The sequence below is a fragment of the Cobetia sp. 5-11-6-3 genome (genome assembly GCF_013374055.1).
Taxonomy (GTDB): Bacteria; Pseudomonadota; Gammaproteobacteria; order Pseudomonadales; family Halomonadaceae; genus Cobetia; species Cobetia marina.
This window is the reverse complement of sequence record NZ_BLWJ01000006.1, coordinates 171,609-188,653: the sequence shown is the minus strand read 5'-3', so window position 1 is coordinate 188,653 and position 17,045 is coordinate 171,609. Positions and strand designations below refer to the sequence as shown.

The following is a 17,045-nucleotide window of genomic DNA, read 5'->3' as shown; positions in this document are numbered from 1 at the left end:
GGCGCGGCAATGCTATTCTGTGCGCCTTCGTGCGGTCCCGCCTGCGCACCGGTGCACCTCACTGACTCATTGATTCACCGAAGGGAGAGAATTCGTCATGGCAATGAACACCAGCATCAAGTGGACCGATGGTCGCCAGTTCCTCGCGGAATCCGGCAGCGGCCACAGCGTCGTCATGGATGGCAATCCGGAAAATGGCGGACGCAACACCGGCCCGCGCCCGATGGAGATGCTGCTGATGGGGCTGGGCGGCTGCACCAGCTTTGACGTCATCCAGATTCTCGAAAAGGCCCGCCAGCAGGTCACGGACTGCCGCGCAGACCTCACGGCCGAGCGCGCCGATGGCGTGCCCAGCGTCTTCACCAGCATTCACGTCAACTTCGTGGTCACGGGCTACAACCTCAAGGAAGCACAGGTAAAACGCGCCGTGGAGCTGTCCGCCGAAAAGTACTGCAGCGCGTCATTGATGCTCAGCGCCGGTGGCGTCGAGATCACGCACTCCTACGAAGTCATCGACAGCGCCGCCTGATCATCTCCCGGCACTCCCCCTCTGCTACCCGCCGCCATGAGCGATCTGACGGCGGGTGGCAGAGGGGGGCTCACGCCAGCGAGCGACGCTCGACGGGAATTGACGCTGGCGTGTCAGCCCTGCCTGTGCATAATACGCCCCTCAAACCGGTTGTCTTCCCGGTCGCTCCTCGGCCATCGGCCACGAAACGAGCGCCGCAGGACACCTTCTTCGGCCCGATGTTCACCCCTGGATGGCGACGCCACACGGGCGTGATAGAGGCATCGGATGTCATACCACCCTCCCATCTCAAGGAGGCCTGGACGTGAGCGATCAACTCCGCCTTCACGGGTTCAACAACCTCACCAGTTCGTTGAGCTTCAATATCTACGACATCTGCTACGCGCAGACCGAAGAACAGCGTACGGCGTATATCGATTATATCGATGAACTCTACAACGCCGAGCGTCTGACCCAGATACTCAAGGATGTCACCAACATCATCGGTGCCCACGTGCTGAACATCGCGCGTCAGGACTACGAGCCGCATGGTGCCAGCGTGACCATCCTGATCGCCGAGCATGAGCTGGAAGAGACGGACCCCGCCCAGACGGAGCCGGGTCCTGGCCCGCTGCCCGAGACGGTCGTCGGCCATCTGGACAAGTCACACGTCACGGTGCACACCTACCCTGAGTCCCACCCGGACAACGGCATCAGTACCTTCCGTCTGGATATCGATGTCTCGACCTGTGGCATGATCAGCCCGCTGAAGGCACTGAACTACCTGATCCACAGTTTCGACTCCGACATCGTGACCATGGATTACCGCGTGCGCGGCTTCACCCGCGACGTGGATGGCAAGAAGCTGTTCATCGATCACGACATCACCTCGATCCAGGATTACCTGGCGGAAGACACCAAGTGTGCCTACCAGATGGTCGATGTGAACGTGTATCAGGAAAACATGTTCCACACCAAGATGCTGCTCAAGGACTTCGAGCTGGACAACTACCTCTTCGGCACCTCGCGTCGCGAGCTGACCTTCGAGGAAGCCACCAACATCGAAAGCCGCCTGCGTCGCGAAATGCTCGAGATCTTCTACTCGCGCAACTTCGACTGAGCCGGGCACGCCTCGAGGCATGCAAAAGCCCCTGACACCTTTGGGTGTCAGGGGCTTTTTTCTGGCCCGATCACGGCTCAACGCTTTCCGTCAGGCCCGGGGTCCGTCTTGCGTTGCGGCGCAGTGGTGCCGGCCTCGTCCAGACGCCGGGCCATCTCGTCATTGACCTCACGCTGGAGCGCCTCACGGCGCTGTTCGCGCTCCGCCAGCGACTCCCCCTGCATCACCGCCACTTCATCAAGCCGGGTGCGCAATTCACGCACCTCGGTCGTCAGCTCGCTGATCTGGTGGTAGAGCGCGCGGGTCATGTCGCGCTGGGCACGCGCCGCGCGCGCCTCCTGCTCACTGTCATCCTCGATGAAGATCGAACTGATGTAGGCCGCGAAGCTCCCGAACAACCCCACGCCTCCCACCATCAACAGCACGGCCACGACCCGCCCCAGAGTAGTGATGGGATAATAGTCCCCATAGCCGACGGTGGTCACCGTCACGACGGCCCACCACAGCGCCTCCTCGGCAGTGTTGATGGGGCTGTCGGGGTTGGGAGTCTCCACCATCAGCATGGTGAGTGCGCCGAAGACCACCAGCAGCACCGTGGCAGTGGCCGCAGAGGCGAACACCCCCTCGGCGCGATTGCGGAACAGCAGCTTCCAGATCATCTCCATCGACTTGATGGCGCGCAGCACCCGCAGTATCTGCACCACGCGAAACAGCCTCGCCCCCTGGAAGAGGCCTGCCGGAATACAGGCCAGCAGGTCGATCCAGCCCCACTTCATGTACTCACGCTTGCTCTTCGCACTGGCGAACCGCTTGCAGAAATCGACGAAGAAGAACAGGCAGACCACGTAGTCCATGTACTGCAGCAGTCGCTGGACCGGGGGCGACAGTTCGAAGATCAGATCCACGACCATCGCACCGATGACATACAGTGACAGCACCAGGATGAACAGCTGAAAGGGCGTGACGCGTTCCTGCATCCGAGGATCTCCGTAAATGGGGCTCAGGAAAGCCTACCCCATCCTCGACGCCCTGACAGTGTGAAGACACCGCTGTCGTGCTTGTGATGATTCATGCGCCCGGTAGTTCATGCGACCGAAGCTTCATGCGCTCGGTGATTCATGCGTTAGCCTCATGTGCCCGCGCTCATGACGTCTTGTCGCGCGACTCGTCGTCACTCGGAGGCTGGAAGGTAGACTGCTCGCTGATGTCTTCCCCACTGATGCGATTCAGAAGCTTGCGCAACTTGTGACGCTGACGGCGTGATGACAGGCGATTGGAATCCCAGCGCTCCGGTACCAGCGCACATTCTCCATTGGCATCGTGCAGACGGAAGGCACGCTCGACGCCGATCGGGTGGTCTTCACTGCCATAGATGCCGATGATGCTCAGCGTCAGGCGCTGGAATTTCAGCTGCTCATTGCTGGGCCAGTGACCGTCGAGCGAGATGCCATTGCGGCGCGCCATGCGCTCGATGACTTCAGAGAACGTCCCGATATGCAGGAAGTCGCCCGAGCCCAGCGGCCCCTGGCGCGTGGTATCGGAGATACGCCATTCACTGCTGCTGGAAGCCTCCTTCGCGGACTGTTCGCTGTCGCCGTCCTGCTGATTGTCACTTTGCTCGTCACCTTCCTGATAGCTGCGTTCGAACTCGGTGACATCCATCAGCAGGCTGCCATGACTGGTATCTAGCCGGGCGATGATGTGCTCGATGAAGATCGATTCGGCACTCATGTTGCTGACGATGCACAGGCTGTCGATCCCCTTGGACTTGCCGCGATTGATCAGCACGCGCGGGCGCCGCTGGCGACGGAAGTTGTGATACAGCAGCTGTGCGTAGACCAGCCAGATGAAGAACGAGCCGATACTGGCAATCGCCGAGATGGTTTTCGAGTGATTCGCGATCCACTCCATCATGCTGACCTCCCCTGTCAACGTTGTCTGGTGCACCCTTTCTTGGGGATGGCGACAGGGGATTGCGAGCATTGATATGGCGTTTAATCACGCCGCGCGAATCACCGGGACAGGGAATGCCTGAGCCGGACACGAAATGTCTGAGTCAAGATCACTCCCCCAGCAAGGATTGCCAGATGGCGATGACACGCTCGCGGTGCATGGCGATGAGCGGCACCTGTTCGAGATTGATGAGGCTGCCACGCTTTTCCAGCGCGAGGCGGTGGCTGGTATTGCGATAAGCCAGATAGGCCTCGCGCAGCTCACTGGCCTGTTCACCCGGCAGGCGCCCACAGGCCTCCAGCGTCTCGAGCAGTCGCATGTTGTCACTCCATCTCAGAAGCTCAGGCTCCTGATGGCTCATCGACAACACGCAGTACTGGGCCAGAAACTCGATATCGACGATGCCTCCCGCATCCTGCTTGAGGTGGAACTGGCCTGCATCCCGGTCCTTGGCGGAACTCCCCAGGTGATCCCGCATCTTGTGGCGCATGGCGACGACGTCCTTGCCCAGGGCATCGGCCTCTCGGGCCTGCCCCAGCACCTCCCGACGTGTCTGCTCAAACGCCAGCGCCAGCGCCGGATCCCCCGCCACGGCACGTGCCCGCACCAACGCCTGATGCTCCCAGGTCCAGGCCTGGGAAAGCTGGTAATCACGGAAGGAAGCCAGGCTCGAGACCAGCAGTCCGGAGTTGCCGGAAGGCCGCAGGCGCATGTCGACTTCGTAGAGGGCGCCGGCCGGAGTCACCGCGGTCAGCAGATGAATGATGCGCTGACCCAGCCGGGTGAAGAACAGCGGGTTGTCGAGGGGGCGCGGGCCATCCGTCTGGCCCTTGCTGGCGGCATCGTGCAGGAAGACCAGATCCAGATCCGAGCCATAGCCCAGCTCGATGCCCCCCAGCTTGCCGTAGCCGACGATCACGAAGCAGCCGCTCAGACTGTCCCCGGTGATCGGCTGGCCATCCCGCCCCAGCGGAAAGCCGTGCTTGCGGGTCAGGGTCTTCCAGGCCATCGCCAACACCTGCTCGAGGATCACCTCGGCGATGAAGGTCAGATAATCGCTCACCTTCATCAGCGGGCGCGCCCCCGCGATGTCGGAGGCCGCGACGTGCAGCACCTGGGCGTGCCGGAAGACGCGCAGCGCCTCGAGCAACGCCTCTTCATCATCTTCGGGGATGCGTGACAGCGCGATGCGCAGCTCATCGGCCAGACGCACCTTGTCGGCGGGCGAGTAGAGATTGTGCGGGTGCAGCAGCTCGTCCAGCAGCACCGGATAGCGCGCCAGCTGCTCGGCAATCCAGGGGCTCGCCGCACACAGGCGCATCAACTGCGTCAGTGCATCAGGATTCTCGCGCAGCAGCGCCAGGTAGGCCGTGCGACGCAACACGGCCTCGATCAGCGGCAGCACACGCTCCAGCACGCGACTGGCATCATGCTCGCCGGGCTTTTCCGGGTCGCCCGCCGCCGAGCCCAGCGCCTGCAGCAATGAGGGCATCAAGGCATCCAGACGATCAAAACCGATGCGCTGCATCCCCTGCACTGCCCGTGAGCGACGCAGGCTGTTCAGGCGCCGCAGACTCTCGTCGGGTGCCTCGAATCCGCTTTCGGCGAGCAGCTCCCGACCCTCTTCCACCGTCAGCTCATCGCGCCACAGGGCACGCCACTCATCGAGTGCCTGCTGCCCTTCGGGCGGTTCGGTTTCCTCGTCTTCCGGCGCGGCGATCACGTTGTCGAAGTGCAGCCGGATGCGAGCGCGCACCTCTTCGAGTCGCTCGGTGAGCGCCTCCCAGTCCGGCAGCTGCATCGCCAGCGCGAGACGCTCGCGCCCCAGCGGGTCCAGCGGCAATGTCTGGGTCTGGCGGTCGGCCTGCGCCTGCAGGGCATGCTCAAGATCACGCAGGAAGACGTAATCCGGCACCAGCTCATCCACGACCGCCTGTGGCAGCAAGCCAAGCTCGGGCAGTCGCGCGAAGGCTGTCTTGAGTGAGGTGACCTGCAGTTCCGACTCGCGCCCACCGCGGATCAACTGGAAGGCCTGGGCGACGAATTCCACTTCGCGAATGCCACCGGACCCCAGCTTGATGTTGTCAGAGAGCCCGCGGCGCTTGACCTCGCGATTGATCATCCCCTTCATCTCGCGCAGGGATTCGATGGCGCCGAAGTCCAGATACTTGCGGTAGACGAAGGGCCGTAGATGTGCGATCAGTCGCTCGCCCGCGGTGATGCTGCCGGCCACTGGACGCGCCTTGAGCATCGCGTAGCGCTCCCATTCACGCCCCTGATCCTGGTAGTAGCTGGCCAGCATCGAGAAGCTGCCCACCAGTGGGCCGCCGTCCCCCAGCGGCCGCAGGCGCATGTCGACGCGGAACACGAAGCCATCGGCGGTCATCGCATCCAGCGCCGCGATCAACTTCTGGCCCAGCCGCGTGAAATATTCCTGGTGATCCAGCGACTTGCGCCCGCCCGTCGTCTCGCCCTTGTCGGGGAAGGCGAAGATCAAGTCGATATCGGAGGACAGGTTGAGCTCTCCGGCCCCCAGCTTGCCCATGCCGAGCACCACCAACCGCTGCGGCTCTCCGAAGCGATCCGCTGCCGGGCGGCCATAGCGCGGTTCAAGAAAGGCCTCCAGCCATCCCAGCGCACCTTCAAGCGAGACCTCGGCCAGACGCGAGACCGCGCCCGCCGTGTCCCACATGCCCGTGCCATTGAGATCACGCCAGATGATGCCCAGCATGCGCAGCTGGCGGAAACGCCGCAGCACCTGCTGCATCGCCTTTTCATCCTCGGCGGCCGACAGCCCCTCCGCCAGCCGTGCGCTCAATTCCCGTGGCGGCAAGGCGCGTTCAAGCTCGCCGCTCTCGATCAGTTCGGCCAGAAGCTCAGGGCGACGGCACAGGGTATCGAGAGCGAAGTCCGACAGCGTGACCAGACGGGCGAGCTCGAGACGTTGCTGCGCCCCCAGCGCCAGAAACGTCGCCACGGGCGAGCTGGCATCGCCGCGCATCTCGCTGAGACTCCGGGCCTGCATCAGGCTCTCGTTCAGACGCTCCCGTGCGGCGCCGGCAGCCTCCTCCAGTGTCTGGCGACTGTGCTCGAATTGCTGGCCGAGCAGCGACTCCAGCGGCAGGAAGTCTGCCGGCAGCGGGAGATCCGCTGACGGACAGGAAGAGTGAGGTGATGAGGCGGGGGCGTTGTCGGGCATGGTCGTCTCCTTCGATCCGACCTTCAGCATAACGGAGGCAGAGGGGACATGACACGGCCATGCCCCACAGGCGATATGCCCTATCCGAACAGCTTGTCGTAGAGCAGCGTGCCCCAGGTCAGGCCCGCGAAGATCAGACCGAGCATCACCGCTGCCGAGCCCATGTCCTTGGCGCGTCCGGACAGTTCATGAAACTCCGGGCCGATGCGATCGATCGCGCACTCCACCGCGGAATTGAGCAGCTCGACCATCAACACGATCAGGATGGAGCCGACCAGCAGCAGCCACTCGATGTGCGATTCTCCGATCCACCAGGCGAACGGCAAGAGTAGCGCGCACAGGATCAACTCCTGCCGGAAGGCTTCTTCATTGCGCCAGGCCGCCTTGAGCCCCTTGAGAGAGTAACGCGCGGAGTGCTTGAGGTGGGTCAGGCCGGTATGCCGTGATTTCATCTTCGGGTCTCGTGCAGACGCAGCACGGTGGCTGCAAAGGCCGATCTTTCAATCGGACGATGACGTTTACCAGAAACACGTCTCGGGGAGAGCTGCCAGCACACCGGCTGGCGACCTCGCAGCGCTAGCTGCGCGATTTTCACGACCAAAGGCTACCCGAGACCTCATCACCGAGCATGCTCTAATACCGCCAGGCGCTCGATGACGGCGGCGATGATAGCAAAGCCCGCGATGTTGCGGCATTGCCGATACTGTCATCCAACAACAACAAGTCAACGCCCGGGAACTGCCCATGCCTTCCTCATCTCACGACACACGCCAGACACTCGGTCACGGACTGGCGCGCAACTTCCTCGGCCAATCGCCGCGCTGGTACAAGCAGTTGATGTGCCTGTTCCTGATCACCAATCCGCTGCTGCTGTGGTTCAGCGGCCCTCAGGGGGGGGTGATCGTCGGCTGGCTGTTGCTGGGCGAATTCATCTTCACGCTGGCCATGGCGCTCAAGTGCTACCCGCTGCAACCCGGCGGCCTGCTGGCGATCGAGGCCGTCGCCATCGGCATGGCCTCCCCGGATGCCATCATGCAGGAGATGGAGCGCAATCTGCCGGTGATCCTGCTGTTGATGTTCATGGTGGCAGGCATCTACTTCATGAAGCCGTTGCTGCTCTATACCTTCACCAAGATCATTCTCGGCGTCCGCTCCAAGACCTGGCTGTCGCTGATGTTCTGTCTGGCCAGCGCCCTGCTGTCCGCCTTCCTGGATGCCTTGACCGTGACCGCGGTGATCATCGGTATCGCGGTGGGCTTCTACTCCGTGTATCACAAGGTGGCATCAGGCAAGAATTTCGATACCCAGCATGATCACGCCAACGACATCAGTGTCGAGGCGATCCACAGCGAAGATCTCGAGGACTTCCGCGGCTTCCTGCGCTCGCTGTTGATGCATGGTGCCGTCGGTACCGCGCTGGGGGGCGTCAGCACCATGATCGGCGAGCCGCAGAATCTGGTGATCGCCAAGGCCGCCGAGTGGGATTTCCTGTCCTTCTTCCTGCAGATGGCCCCCGTCACCCTTCCCACCTTCTTCGCCGGACTTGCGCTATGCGTGCTGCTGGAACGCGGCCGCTGGTTCGGCTATGGCCAACGCCTGCCTGCCAGCGTCCGCCGGATTCTCGAGGACTATGATCGCCATCAGGATGCGCGCCGCACCCCGCGCGAGCGCGCAGCGTTGATCGTGCAGGGGGTGGTGGCCATCCTGCTGGTCCTGTCACTGGCGCTGCATCTGGCCGAGGTCGGGCTGATCGGGCTGGCGGTGATCATCCTGTTAACCGCCGGCAACGGCATCACCGATGAGCATCAGATCGGACGCGCCTTCCAGGAAGCGCTGCCCTTCACGTCACTGCTGGTGGTGTTCTTCACCATCGTCGCCGTCATCCACGAGCAGCATCTGTTCCAGCCCTTCATCCAATGGGTGCTCAGTCTGCCGATGGAGGACCAGGCGGGGGCGCTGTTCCTCGCCAACGGACTGCTGTCCGCCATCTCGGACAATGTCTTCGTGGCGACGGTATACATCACTCAGGTAAAGAACGAGTACCTGGCGGGCAACATCAGTCGTGAGCATTTCCATGCGCTGGCGGTGGCGGTCAACACCGGCACCAACCTGCCAAGCGTGGCGACCCCCAATGGTCAGGCGGCGTTCCTGTTCCTGCTGACCTCGGCCATCGCCCCGCTGGTCCGGCTGTCCTACGGGCGCATGGTATGGATGGCGCTGCCCTATACCGTGCTGATGACCCTGGTCGGCCTGGCCACCGTGCGCAGCTTCATCTGATCAGCGGCCCCGGTTGCGTCAGTCTCATCCCAATGTCGAGGTCTCGGGACTTCCCCGCGGCGTCGCTTGCAGGCACTGTGAGACCGAGCGTCTCACGCCAGACGCCCTGACACCTTCACGCAGGAAGAGCGCCAACACCAACGCCAATCACGAGGAGACTGCCATGTCCCGCGCACTGATGCTGCACGACGAGACCCCACGCGCCCGAGTCGTCGAACTCTCCGATGATCAGCTACCCGACCTGCCTGTCACGGTGGCCATCGAGCGTTCCGGCCTCAATTACAAGGATGCGCTGGCCATCACCGGCCGTGGCAAGATCGTGCGCGAGCTGCCCTTCGTGCCGGGCATCGATTTCGCGGGTCGTGTCGAGGCCTCCGATTCGCCGGACTTCCAGCCAGGCGACGAGGTCATCCTGACCGGCTGGGGCGTGGGCGAGCGTCATTGGGGCGGACTGGCCGAGCGCATGCGCGTCAAGCCCGAGTGGCTGGTCAAGCGCCCCGCGAACCTGAGCGCCGAACAGGCCATGGCCTTCGGCACGGCGGGCCTGACTGCCATGCTGTGCGTGATGCGTCTCGAAGAGGCCGGCCTGACGCCCCAGCAAGGCCCGGTGATCGTCACCGGTGCCACTGGCGGGGTCGGCAGCTGGGCAGTGCAGATGCTGGCCGAGCAGGGCTTCGAGGTCCACGCGGTCAGCGGCAAGGCCGAGCAGCGTGAGTGGCTCGAGTCACTGGGTGCGAGCGAGGTCCATCTGCGCAGCGATTTCGAGGAGAAGGGCCGTCCGCTGGAGAAGAGCCGCTGGGCCGGTGCCGTGGATACCGCCGGTGGCCAGGTACTGGCCAACCTGCTGGCGCAGATGCATTACGATGGCAAGGTGGCGGCCGTGGGACTCGCGGCGGGCGCCGACCTGCCCACCAGCGTGATGCCATTCATCCTGCGCGGCGTCTCATTGCTCGGCGTCGACAGCGTGATGATCAATGCCGAGCGTCGCCAGCAGGTGTGGCAACGACTGGCCGAGGTCTCCAGCGAGCTGCACGCGCGGATGCAGCTGGAGACGGTGGGACTGGATGACATCGCGGCACGTGCCGAGGCCATGATCGACGGCAACATCAGTGGCCGCGTACTGCTGGATCCCGCCCGCTGACATGCCAGCGCGCACCACGAATCGCAGCCGATCACGGAAAAAATGCGCCATTGCATCGAAAATTGCGCCAAGTCATTGATTGTTGCGGTGCAATACGCTGTTTGAGGTTAGCCAAGGCGGCCTCACGACGCTATGCTCTAGGCATCTCGTTACGCCCTGTCGAGCGTCCCGAGTGCCCTCCCCTCAGCCATGCCGGGCGTGTGGAGGATCACCCCGCCTTCGGGCGGGGTTTTTTGTGCCTGTCACTCAGGCCATGAAGACGAAAGCCCCCGCCAGCTGGCGGGGGCTTTCGTGTCATGCAGTCACGGCCGATGGATCAATTGCGCTCGATCATCGCGGTCAGGTCCTCCGCGACCGGATCCAGCACCTGCGGCCAGGAAAGATACGGTACGGCGGCACGCCCGTTGACCATCACGGCAAAGGCTCCCCAGCGGCCTGTCTGGGTGCGGAAGTAGCCCGAGATGGCGCGCACCGGCACAGGATTGTTGAGCGTTCCCGTCTTGACCATCACGTGGTTGCGGAAGGTCTCGCTGCCGCGCCGAATGAAGCGCATCGGACCATTGGCCGGCGCCTGAAGCCCAGCAACGAAAGTGGGGAACAGGGCCGGGCGGTGGTACATGCTGTCGAGCAACGCGATCAGACCATTGACGCTGGTACGGTTCTGCGAGGTCAGACCACTGCCTGAATACAGCGTCAGCGGGCCGTGACCCGGGATCGCGCTGGCGAAGGTCTCAAGCTTGGCACCTCCCTGACGCAGCGTGGCCTGACTGCCACCGACCAGTGCCAATGTCAGCTGGTCGGCCATGAAGTTGTTGGAGTAGTTGAGCATCCGCGTCAACAGCTCCTGCATCGGCTTGCCCTCGACACTCCCCAGCTGTACCGCACTGGAAGGCGGCGCCGTGGTGGTGATGTCCACGCCGCCCGTGACCGCGATGCCGGCACGCGCCAGCATGTCGCGCATCAGCTCGCCGGTATACAGCGCCGGGTTGGACACGGCACGGTAGATGCTGCGCGGCTGGCTGTCGGCGGCGATAGTGCCACTGACGACCAGCGTATCGCGCCCGTTGCTGGTGGTACGCCGCGCATTGAGGGCATTCTTTCCGCCGGCCGCGACGGTGGTGACCTGATTGTCGAAGATCTCGGTGGGCTGGGTCGTGTCACAGCTGGCAAGTCGCGCCGGCGCCTGACTGCCCGCCCCCGGCATCACCTTCACGCACCAGCTGGCATAGTTGCTGGCCGCGGACGACAGCAGCGCATCATAGGCGTTGCTCGAGCGACGCGAGGCATTGCAGCGATCGGTACTGATGCATGGCACCGGCCCGAAACGCCACTGACTGACCAGCAGGCGTCCCTCGATGCGCCGGATGCCTCTGAAGCGCAGCTCTTCGGTCAGACGCCACAGTTCTTCACTGGTCAATGCCGGGTCACCACTGCCCTCGAGCACCAGATCGCCGGTCAACACGCCGTCATTGATCGAGCCCGTGCTGCGCAGACGTGTGGAGAAGCGATACTGCGGCCCGAAACGGTCCAGCGCCGCGCCGGCGATATAGAGCTTGGACAACGATGCGGGCGTCAATTGCAGGCCGGGATCGACCGAGGCCAGCGTCTCGCCGGTGTCCAGCATGCGGGCCTGGGCGCTGACGATGAAGCCCTTGTCAGCCAGGCGAGTGAGGTTGTCGAACCCGGCTGCCTGCGCCGGCCCGGTCGCCACCAGGGTAGCGCCGGCGGCGATGGCCAGTCCGCGCAGCGAGCGCGTGAAGCGTAGCGGCATTCCCGACACCGCGGGGTGTGCCGCCGCCTTGAACGGGCGAAGCAGCGAAGAGAGCAACGTGGGCAGTAACGCAGGCCGCGCAGAGGTTGGTGCAGTGCGAAGTAGAGGCATGAGGCATCCAGTGACGTCGTCGGTGAGCATCCATGTCACAGCCGGATTGGCGCCGTGATGCCTCTAGCTTAATGAGGAGTGGCGCTGGAAAACAGATGCAGGACGGCAACTCCCCCCACGATCATCGCCAGACCCAGGATCGCCGGCAGGTCCGGCATCTCGCGATAGACCACCGCGCCGAACAGGGTGACCAGCACGATCCCCAGTCCAGACCACACCGCATAGGTGACGCCCAGCGGCAGGTCCCGCAGCACCAGCGTCAGAAGATAGAAGGCGATGCCGTACCCCACCACCACGATCAGGCTGGGGCCGAGTCGCGAAAAGGACTCGGAGGCCTTGAGCGCACTGGTCGCGATGACCTCTGCCAGTATTGCCAGCGCCAGAAAGACATAACTCATCGACTCACCTCATGGAATGTGGTGACGGGTGCTTCCGCTCACGGGCAGCCTTGCGTGCCAGCAGGCGGGTCATGACCGCGTCGAACAGTGGATTGAAGATCATGGCCCAGACAAGGAAGAAGGCCACGAAACCAAGGTCCAGCAACAGTGCCTGCCATAGCCCGATCTCCAGCCAGGCCGCGACGAGGAAGACCGTCACCAGCACCAGTCCCAGCTCGAAGCCGAGTGCCTGGGTGATGCGCTGAAGCATATTGCGCTGGCGAGTCGGTACCCAGCGGTCGAACATCCAGTTCCAGACCGTACTCCAGATCACGGCCAGCGTGGACATCACCACGGCCAGGCTCCCCATGCTCGCCAGATCATGCCCCGTCAACATGGCGGACAGCGGGGCCACGATCAGAATGCCGCCCAGCTCCAGCAACCCAGCCTGTGCCAATCGCTCTTTGTTGGAACGCATCACCGAGACTCCTGCTCAGACTTCGCACATGATGCCGTGCGGCTGTGCGAGGTGGATATGTCAGGCATTCTAGAGGTCATGGAGATGGATAAAAGTTAGTATCCATCTAGTATTCAGATGGATCGAGGCGAGAGGCAAGGCAATGAACTGGACACTGGAACAGCTGACGACGCTGCGTTGCGTGGCGGAAACGGGGTCTTTCTCCGCCGCGGCACGTCGTCTAGGCCGTGCGCAGTCCGCCGTCAGCACCGCCATCGCCAATCTGGAGATGGACCTGGGCTGCGAACTGTTCGATCGCACCCCGCGTACCCCCATCCTGACACCTGCAGGCAAGGCACTGCTGCACGAAGCCAATAGCGTACTGGTGCAATGCCAACGCCTGGAGGCCCGCGCACGCACCCTCAGCGAGGGCCTGGAAGCCAGCCTGACTTTGGCGATCGATGAAGCGCTGGTGGAGATGCCACCCGTGATGGAAGTACTGGAAAAGATGGCGGTGCAGTATCCGACACTGACACTGAATCTGCTCAATGGGGCTCAGGATGAAGTGGCGCGCTGGGTGGAGCAGCACGAGGCCAACCTCGGCATCCTGTTCTGCCAGCCGCTCTGTGCCATGGCACTGGAGCGGGAGGCTCTGGGACGACTGGAGCAGGTGCTGATCGTCGCCCGCGACCATCCCCTGGCACAGCTCGAGAGCCCGACCCACAGCGATCTGGCGGATCACCGTCAATTGATGATCGGTCAGCGTCAGCAGCTGGGCCCCGGCCAGGAAGCTCCTCGTTCACAGCGTTTCTGGCAGCTCAACAGCTTCTATGCCATGGCGGAACTGACGACACGTGGCCTGGGCTGGGCACAGGTGCCACGTCACATCGCCCATTACCCGCCCTTCCAGAAGCGGCTGACGATACTGGACCTGAGTGCACTGGGCGCCACCGCCGATATTGATATCGAATTGATCTCGCGACGTGACAGCCCCCGCGGCCCTGCCGCCAGCTGGCTGCGCCAATCACTGCGCGACACCTTCCGTGACAGTCACGCCGCCATCGCCAACCAGAACCTGCCGCCGGCATGACACGCCTCACACCTGCAGGGGGTAACGCTCAGGCGTGTGCTCGAGCTGGCATTCAAGGCGCCACAGCGCCTGACCGGACTCATGATACTTGCGCTCGAAGTGGGTCAGATAATCGCCGTGCGGGACAAAGGCCTCTGCCGTCACCTCGACACCGGTGGCATGACCGATGGCCTGAGCGAATTCCAGTGCGTAGATCTGCCAGTTGGTGCGCAACTCGAGCCGACCGCCCAATGCCATGATGATCGGAAATACCGGATGGCCTTGCCAGCGCATCTTGAGGTGACGCGCCTTGGGATAGGGGTTGGGATACAGCAGGGTGTGATGAGCCGGCGCCCAGCCTGCCGCCAGTGCGAGACGCCAGAAATCAACGAGATCAGCACGTACCAGCAACGCGTTGTCCGGAAGCTCGCCGTGCTTGCGAGTGAGGCGGTCCTCGCTGCGATCGACCCCGATCACCGCATGATCCGGATGGGCCAGTGCCAGCTGGCGGGTCGAGCGCCCGACGCCACAGCCGCTGTCCAGCCACAAGGGCTTGTCCTGTTCCGCCAGCCAGCGTTGCGCCTGTTCAAACGCCTCACGCGTGTGCTCCGCGACTGGCTTGCGAAGCGGATGTGCCATCGCACGGCGTACGCGCCGCTCGATGTCCTCGTGGGGGCCGGACTGGGGAGAGTCGATCTGACGGGAGTTGGCGTACATCGGAATTCCGGTGGCAGGCGAGCAGAAAATGGACGAGGGAATTCTAGCAGATTCCTCTTTCGGGAATCCGCCGCGCCCCGCTCGGTCTGGCGGCAAGCGCCGGCAGGCAATGCACAAAAAAAGGCGCATGCCTCTCGGCACGCGCCTACACCAACTCTAGCGACTCAAACAGCCCCTGAAGCATCTCATCCGTCACGCCCATAATCAAACAAACGATTGATCTTTTTTCGTGACCCAAGACCTCGGTGGAATGGCCTACCCTGCAACGCAGGATATCGCACAGTGTTCGCAGCGAGTCCTCGCTAGCGCCGCAGCCTGAGAGCAGGGTGCATGACGCCTGTATTGAGGGGGTGTTATCATCGCGGCATCATTTGGACGAATGCCCGCAGAGGCGTCGCCCAGACCAACGACTCACAGCATTTTTCACGAGGAAAGCGGCTTGTCACACTTACCGGTGATCGTCGGCATGGGCGGAGTCAACGCCGCCGGCAGGACTTCGGGTCATCAAGCCTTCCGGCGCACGGTGCTCGAGACTCTGTCGGAGACGGACCGCCAGGAGACCCTGCTGGGCCTTGCATCGCTCATGAATCTCGCCCGCTGCGACGAGCAGGGTCAGTGGTTCGATGCCGAAGGCCAGCCCGCCGAGGCACAGGCACTCGCGGCTCGTCTGGAAGAGCAGGTACTGGCACATTCCCTGATTCGTCGCATCGAAGACGAACGCTTCAATGACGCCGGGATTCCCGCCAACCGCCAGTCACGCCTGACGTTGACCGAGGACCTGAGCTTCACCCTGCGCAGCCGCCAGCTGCCGGAGCAGCCACCCGCCGCGTGGCAGATCCGCGAGCTGGACAATCGTCGCGTCGAAGTCACGGTGCCGGCAGGCGAATTCGATGTTCTTCTGCCGGACAACCGCAGGGCACTGGTCCGCGCCGCCGGTCAGCTGCCCAGCGGCTTCGCGCCGGAGCAGCTCTACCGCAGCGTGCATCACCCTCGCGGCCTGTCGATGACCATCTTCGGCGCCAGTGATTGCCTCGGCGACAGCGGACTTGACTGGGACTCGCTGCGCGACAGCCTCGACCCCGACGACATTGCCGTCTATGCCGGCAACTCGATCGGCCAGATGGACACTGAAGGCTGGGGCGGACTGATGAAGTCCTTCGTGGCCGGCGAGCGCGCCACCTCCAAGCAGATGCCGCTGGGCTATGCCCAGATGCCGGCCGACTTCCTGAATGCCTATGTGCTTGGCAATGTCGGGGGAGCCGGTGCCGCGATGGGTGCCTGCGCCAGTTTCCTCTACAACCTGAAGCTGGGCCTGAATGACATCCGCAGCGGACGCCGTCGCGTGGTGATGGTAGGCACGGCGGATGCGCCCATCACGCCGGAAGTCATTGAAGGGTTCCGCAGCATGGGAGCGCTGGCCGATGACGAGAGTCTCAAGGCCCTCGATGCGCTGGAAGTCCTCACTGACAGCGATTACCAGAAAGCCTGCCGTCCCTTTGCGCGCAACTGCGGTTTCACCATCGCCGAAGCGACCCAGTTCGTGATTCTGATGGCGGACGAGCTGGCGCTGGAGACCGGCGCTCGCATCCTGGGCAGTGTCCCGGATGTCTTCGTCAATGCGGATGGCTGGAAGCGGTCCATCTCGGCACCGGGCGTCGGCAATTACATCACGCTGAGCAAGGCGGTGGCGCTGGCGCGAGATATCGTCGGTGATGGAGGCGTACGCCAGCGCAGTTTCGTGCATGCACACGCCACCTCCACACCGAAGAACCGCACGACCGAATCCCATGTGCTCAACGAGGTGGCGCGGGCCAACGGTATCGAAGCATGGCCTGTCGTGGCGGTGAAGACCTTCGTCGGCCACAGCCAGGGCAGCGCGGCGGGTGATCAGACGGTCTCGGCACTCGGCAGCATGACCACCGGCATTCTGCCGGGCATTCCGACGCTGGATGCCATCGCCGAAGACGTGCATCACAGCCATCTCGACATCCGACGCGAAGCTCGCGAATTCTCGGCCGATGTCGCCTTCATCAATGCCAAGGGATTCGGTGGCAACAACGCCAGCGGCGTGGTGCTGTCGGCCGATGTCACGCTGAAGCTGCTGACAGCGCGACATGGTGACGACGCCCTGGCGGCCTGGCGTGAGCGCAGCGGCCTCTGTGAGCAACGTCGGGCGGACTATCTGGACAAGGCGCAGCGCGGTGAATTCACGCCGACCTACCGCTTCGGCGAGGGTGTTCTGGAAGGGCCGGAGCTTGAGATCACTGATCGCGAGATCCGCATTCCGGGATACGCGAAAGCCGTCTCTCTCAAGGTCGACAACCCCTTCGGGTCACTCTAGCGAC

At 63.3% G+C, this 17,045-nt stretch carries 14 protein-coding genes; 6 read left to right on the top strand and 8 right to left on the bottom strand.

What is annotated here, in order from left to right:
- Positions 1-103: 103 nt before the first annotated feature.
- Positions 104-529, top strand: a complete 426-nt coding sequence (locus tag HXS66_RS12105) for an OsmC family protein (RefSeq protein ID WP_077378074.1) — start codon at positions 104-106, stop codon at positions 527-529.
- 304 nt (positions 530-833) lie between these two features.
- Positions 834-1,628, top strand: a complete 795-nt coding sequence (speD, locus tag HXS66_RS12100; RefSeq protein WP_077378071.1) for an adenosylmethionine decarboxylase — start codon at positions 834-836, stop codon at positions 1,626-1,628.
- A gap of 77 nt (positions 1,629-1,705) precedes the next feature.
- Here speD and HXS66_RS12095 read toward each other — a convergent pair whose 3' ends face one another.
- From HXS66_RS12095 to HXS66_RS12080, 4 genes are all read right to left on the bottom strand, one after another.
- Positions 1,706-2,605 (bottom strand): ion transporter, encoded by a 900-nt coding sequence (locus tag HXS66_RS12095; RefSeq protein WP_077378068.1) that lies wholly within the window; start codon positions 2,603-2,605, stop codon positions 1,706-1,708.
- A gap of 166 nt (positions 2,606-2,771) precedes the next feature.
- Positions 2,772-3,542 (bottom strand): hypothetical protein, encoded by a 771-nt coding sequence (locus HXS66_RS12090; protein ID WP_077378065.1) that lies wholly within the window; start codon positions 3,540-3,542, stop codon positions 2,772-2,774.
- A gap of 148 nt (positions 3,543-3,690) precedes the next feature.
- The gene (gene glnE, locus HXS66_RS12085; RefSeq protein ID WP_176503622.1) at positions 3,691-6,780 is read right to left on the bottom strand and encodes a bifunctional [glutamate--ammonia ligase]-adenylyl-L-tyrosine phosphorylase/[glutamate--ammonia-ligase] adenylyltransferase; all 3,090 of its coding nucleotides are present in this window, start codon (positions 6,778-6,780) and stop codon (positions 3,691-3,693) included.
- Between the two features lie 80 nt (positions 6,781-6,860).
- Positions 6,861-7,232, bottom strand: a complete 372-nt coding sequence (locus tag HXS66_RS12080; RefSeq protein ID WP_077378057.1) for a diacylglycerol kinase — start codon at positions 7,230-7,232, stop codon at positions 6,861-6,863.
- 292 nt (positions 7,233-7,524) lie between these two features.
- On the opposite strand from HXS66_RS12080, the gene nhaB reads away from it, so the two are divergent.
- Both nhaB and HXS66_RS12070 read left to right on the top strand, forming a co-directional pair.
- A complete protein-coding gene (nhaB, locus tag HXS66_RS12075; protein ID WP_077378054.1) occupies positions 7,525-9,057 on the top strand; it encodes a sodium/proton antiporter NhaB in 1,533 nt (510 codons plus the stop codon).
- A gap of 163 nt (positions 9,058-9,220) precedes the next feature.
- Complete coding sequence (locus HXS66_RS12070; RefSeq protein ID WP_077378051.1) at positions 9,221-10,198, top strand: MDR family oxidoreductase; 978 nt, start codon at positions 9,221-9,223, stop codon at positions 10,196-10,198.
- Positions 10,199-10,514: 316 nt separating this feature from the next.
- Here the strand turns inward: HXS66_RS12070 and dacB are convergent, their stop codons facing one another.
- From dacB to HXS66_RS12055, 3 genes are all read right to left on the bottom strand, one after another.
- The gene (gene dacB, locus HXS66_RS12065) at positions 10,515-11,969 is read right to left on the bottom strand and encodes a D-alanyl-D-alanine carboxypeptidase/D-alanyl-D-alanine-endopeptidase (protein ID WP_176494267.1); all 1,455 of its coding nucleotides are present in this window, start codon (positions 11,967-11,969) and stop codon (positions 10,515-10,517) included.
- 179 nt (positions 11,970-12,148) lie between these two features.
- Complete coding sequence (locus HXS66_RS12060) at positions 12,149-12,478, bottom strand: multidrug efflux SMR transporter (protein WP_077378046.1); 330 nt, start codon at positions 12,476-12,478, stop codon at positions 12,149-12,151.
- Positions 12,479-12,482: 4 nt separating this feature from the next.
- The gene (locus tag HXS66_RS12055; protein ID WP_077378043.1) at positions 12,483-12,935 is read right to left on the bottom strand and encodes a PACE efflux transporter; all 453 of its coding nucleotides are present in this window, start codon (positions 12,933-12,935) and stop codon (positions 12,483-12,485) included.
- Between the two features lie 142 nt (positions 12,936-13,077).
- On the opposite strand from HXS66_RS12055, the gene HXS66_RS12050 reads away from it, so the two are divergent.
- Positions 13,078-14,004, top strand: coding sequence for a LysR family transcriptional regulator (locus HXS66_RS12050; protein WP_077378039.1), 927 nt, complete (start codon positions 13,078-13,080; stop codon positions 14,002-14,004).
- A gap of 6 nt (positions 14,005-14,010) precedes the next feature.
- Here the strand turns inward: HXS66_RS12050 and HXS66_RS12045 are convergent, their stop codons facing one another.
- Complete coding sequence (locus HXS66_RS12045; protein WP_176503621.1) at positions 14,011-14,700, bottom strand: tRNA (guanosine(46)-N(7))-methyltransferase TrmB; 690 nt, start codon at positions 14,698-14,700, stop codon at positions 14,011-14,013.
- Positions 14,701-15,166: 466 nt separating this feature from the next.
- Here HXS66_RS12045 and HXS66_RS12040 point away from each other — a divergent pair, with 466 nt between their 5' ends.
- Complete coding sequence (locus tag HXS66_RS12040; protein WP_176503640.1) at positions 15,167-17,041, top strand: beta-ketoacyl synthase; 1,875 nt, start codon at positions 15,167-15,169, stop codon at positions 17,039-17,041.
- Positions 17,042-17,045: the final 4 nt, after the last annotated feature.

What these genes read in the sequence shown, in the direction of transcription:
- HXS66_RS12055 (WP_077378043.1), bottom strand. Translation starts at nt 12,935, where the DNA reads ATGCGTTCCAACAAAGAGCGATTGGCACAGGCTGGGTTGCTGGAGCTG.
- nhaB (WP_077378054.1), top strand. Translation starts at nt 7,525, where the DNA reads ATGCCTTCCTCATCTCACGACACACGCCAGACACTCGGTCACGGACTG.
- HXS66_RS12090 (WP_077378065.1), bottom strand. Translation starts at nt 3,542, where the DNA reads ATGATGGAGTGGATCGCGAATCACTCGAAAACCATCTCGGCGATTGCC.
- glnE (WP_176503622.1), bottom strand. Translation starts at nt 6,780, where the DNA reads ATGCCCGACAACGCCCCCGCCTCATCACCTCACTCTTCCTGTCCGTCA.
- HXS66_RS12050 (WP_077378039.1), top strand. Translation starts at nt 13,078, where the DNA reads ATGAACTGGACACTGGAACAGCTGACGACGCTGCGTTGCGTGGCGGAA.
- dacB (WP_176494267.1), bottom strand. Translation starts at nt 11,969, where the DNA reads ATGCCGCTACGCTTCACGCGCTCGCTGCGCGGACTGGCCATCGCCGCC.
- HXS66_RS12070 (WP_077378051.1), top strand. Translation starts at nt 9,221, where the DNA reads ATGTCCCGCGCACTGATGCTGCACGACGAGACCCCACGCGCCCGAGTC.
- HXS66_RS12095 (WP_077378068.1), bottom strand. Translation starts at nt 2,605, where the DNA reads ATGCAGGAACGCGTCACGCCCTTTCAGCTGTTCATCCTGGTGCTGTCA.
- HXS66_RS12045 (WP_176503621.1), bottom strand. Translation starts at nt 14,700, where the DNA reads ATGTACGCCAACTCCCGTCAGATCGACTCTCCCCAGTCCGGCCCCCAC.
- HXS66_RS12060 (WP_077378046.1), bottom strand. Translation starts at nt 12,478, where the DNA reads ATGAGTTATGTCTTTCTGGCGCTGGCAATACTGGCAGAGGTCATCGCG.
- HXS66_RS12105 (WP_077378074.1), top strand. Translation starts at nt 104, where the DNA reads ATGAACACCAGCATCAAGTGGACCGATGGTCGCCAGTTCCTCGCGGAA.
- HXS66_RS12040 (WP_176503640.1), top strand. Translation starts at nt 15,167, where the DNA reads ATGGGCGGAGTCAACGCCGCCGGCAGGACTTCGGGTCATCAAGCCTTC.
- HXS66_RS12080 (WP_077378057.1), bottom strand. Translation starts at nt 7,232, where the DNA reads ATGAAATCACGGCATACCGGCCTGACCCACCTCAAGCACTCCGCGCGT.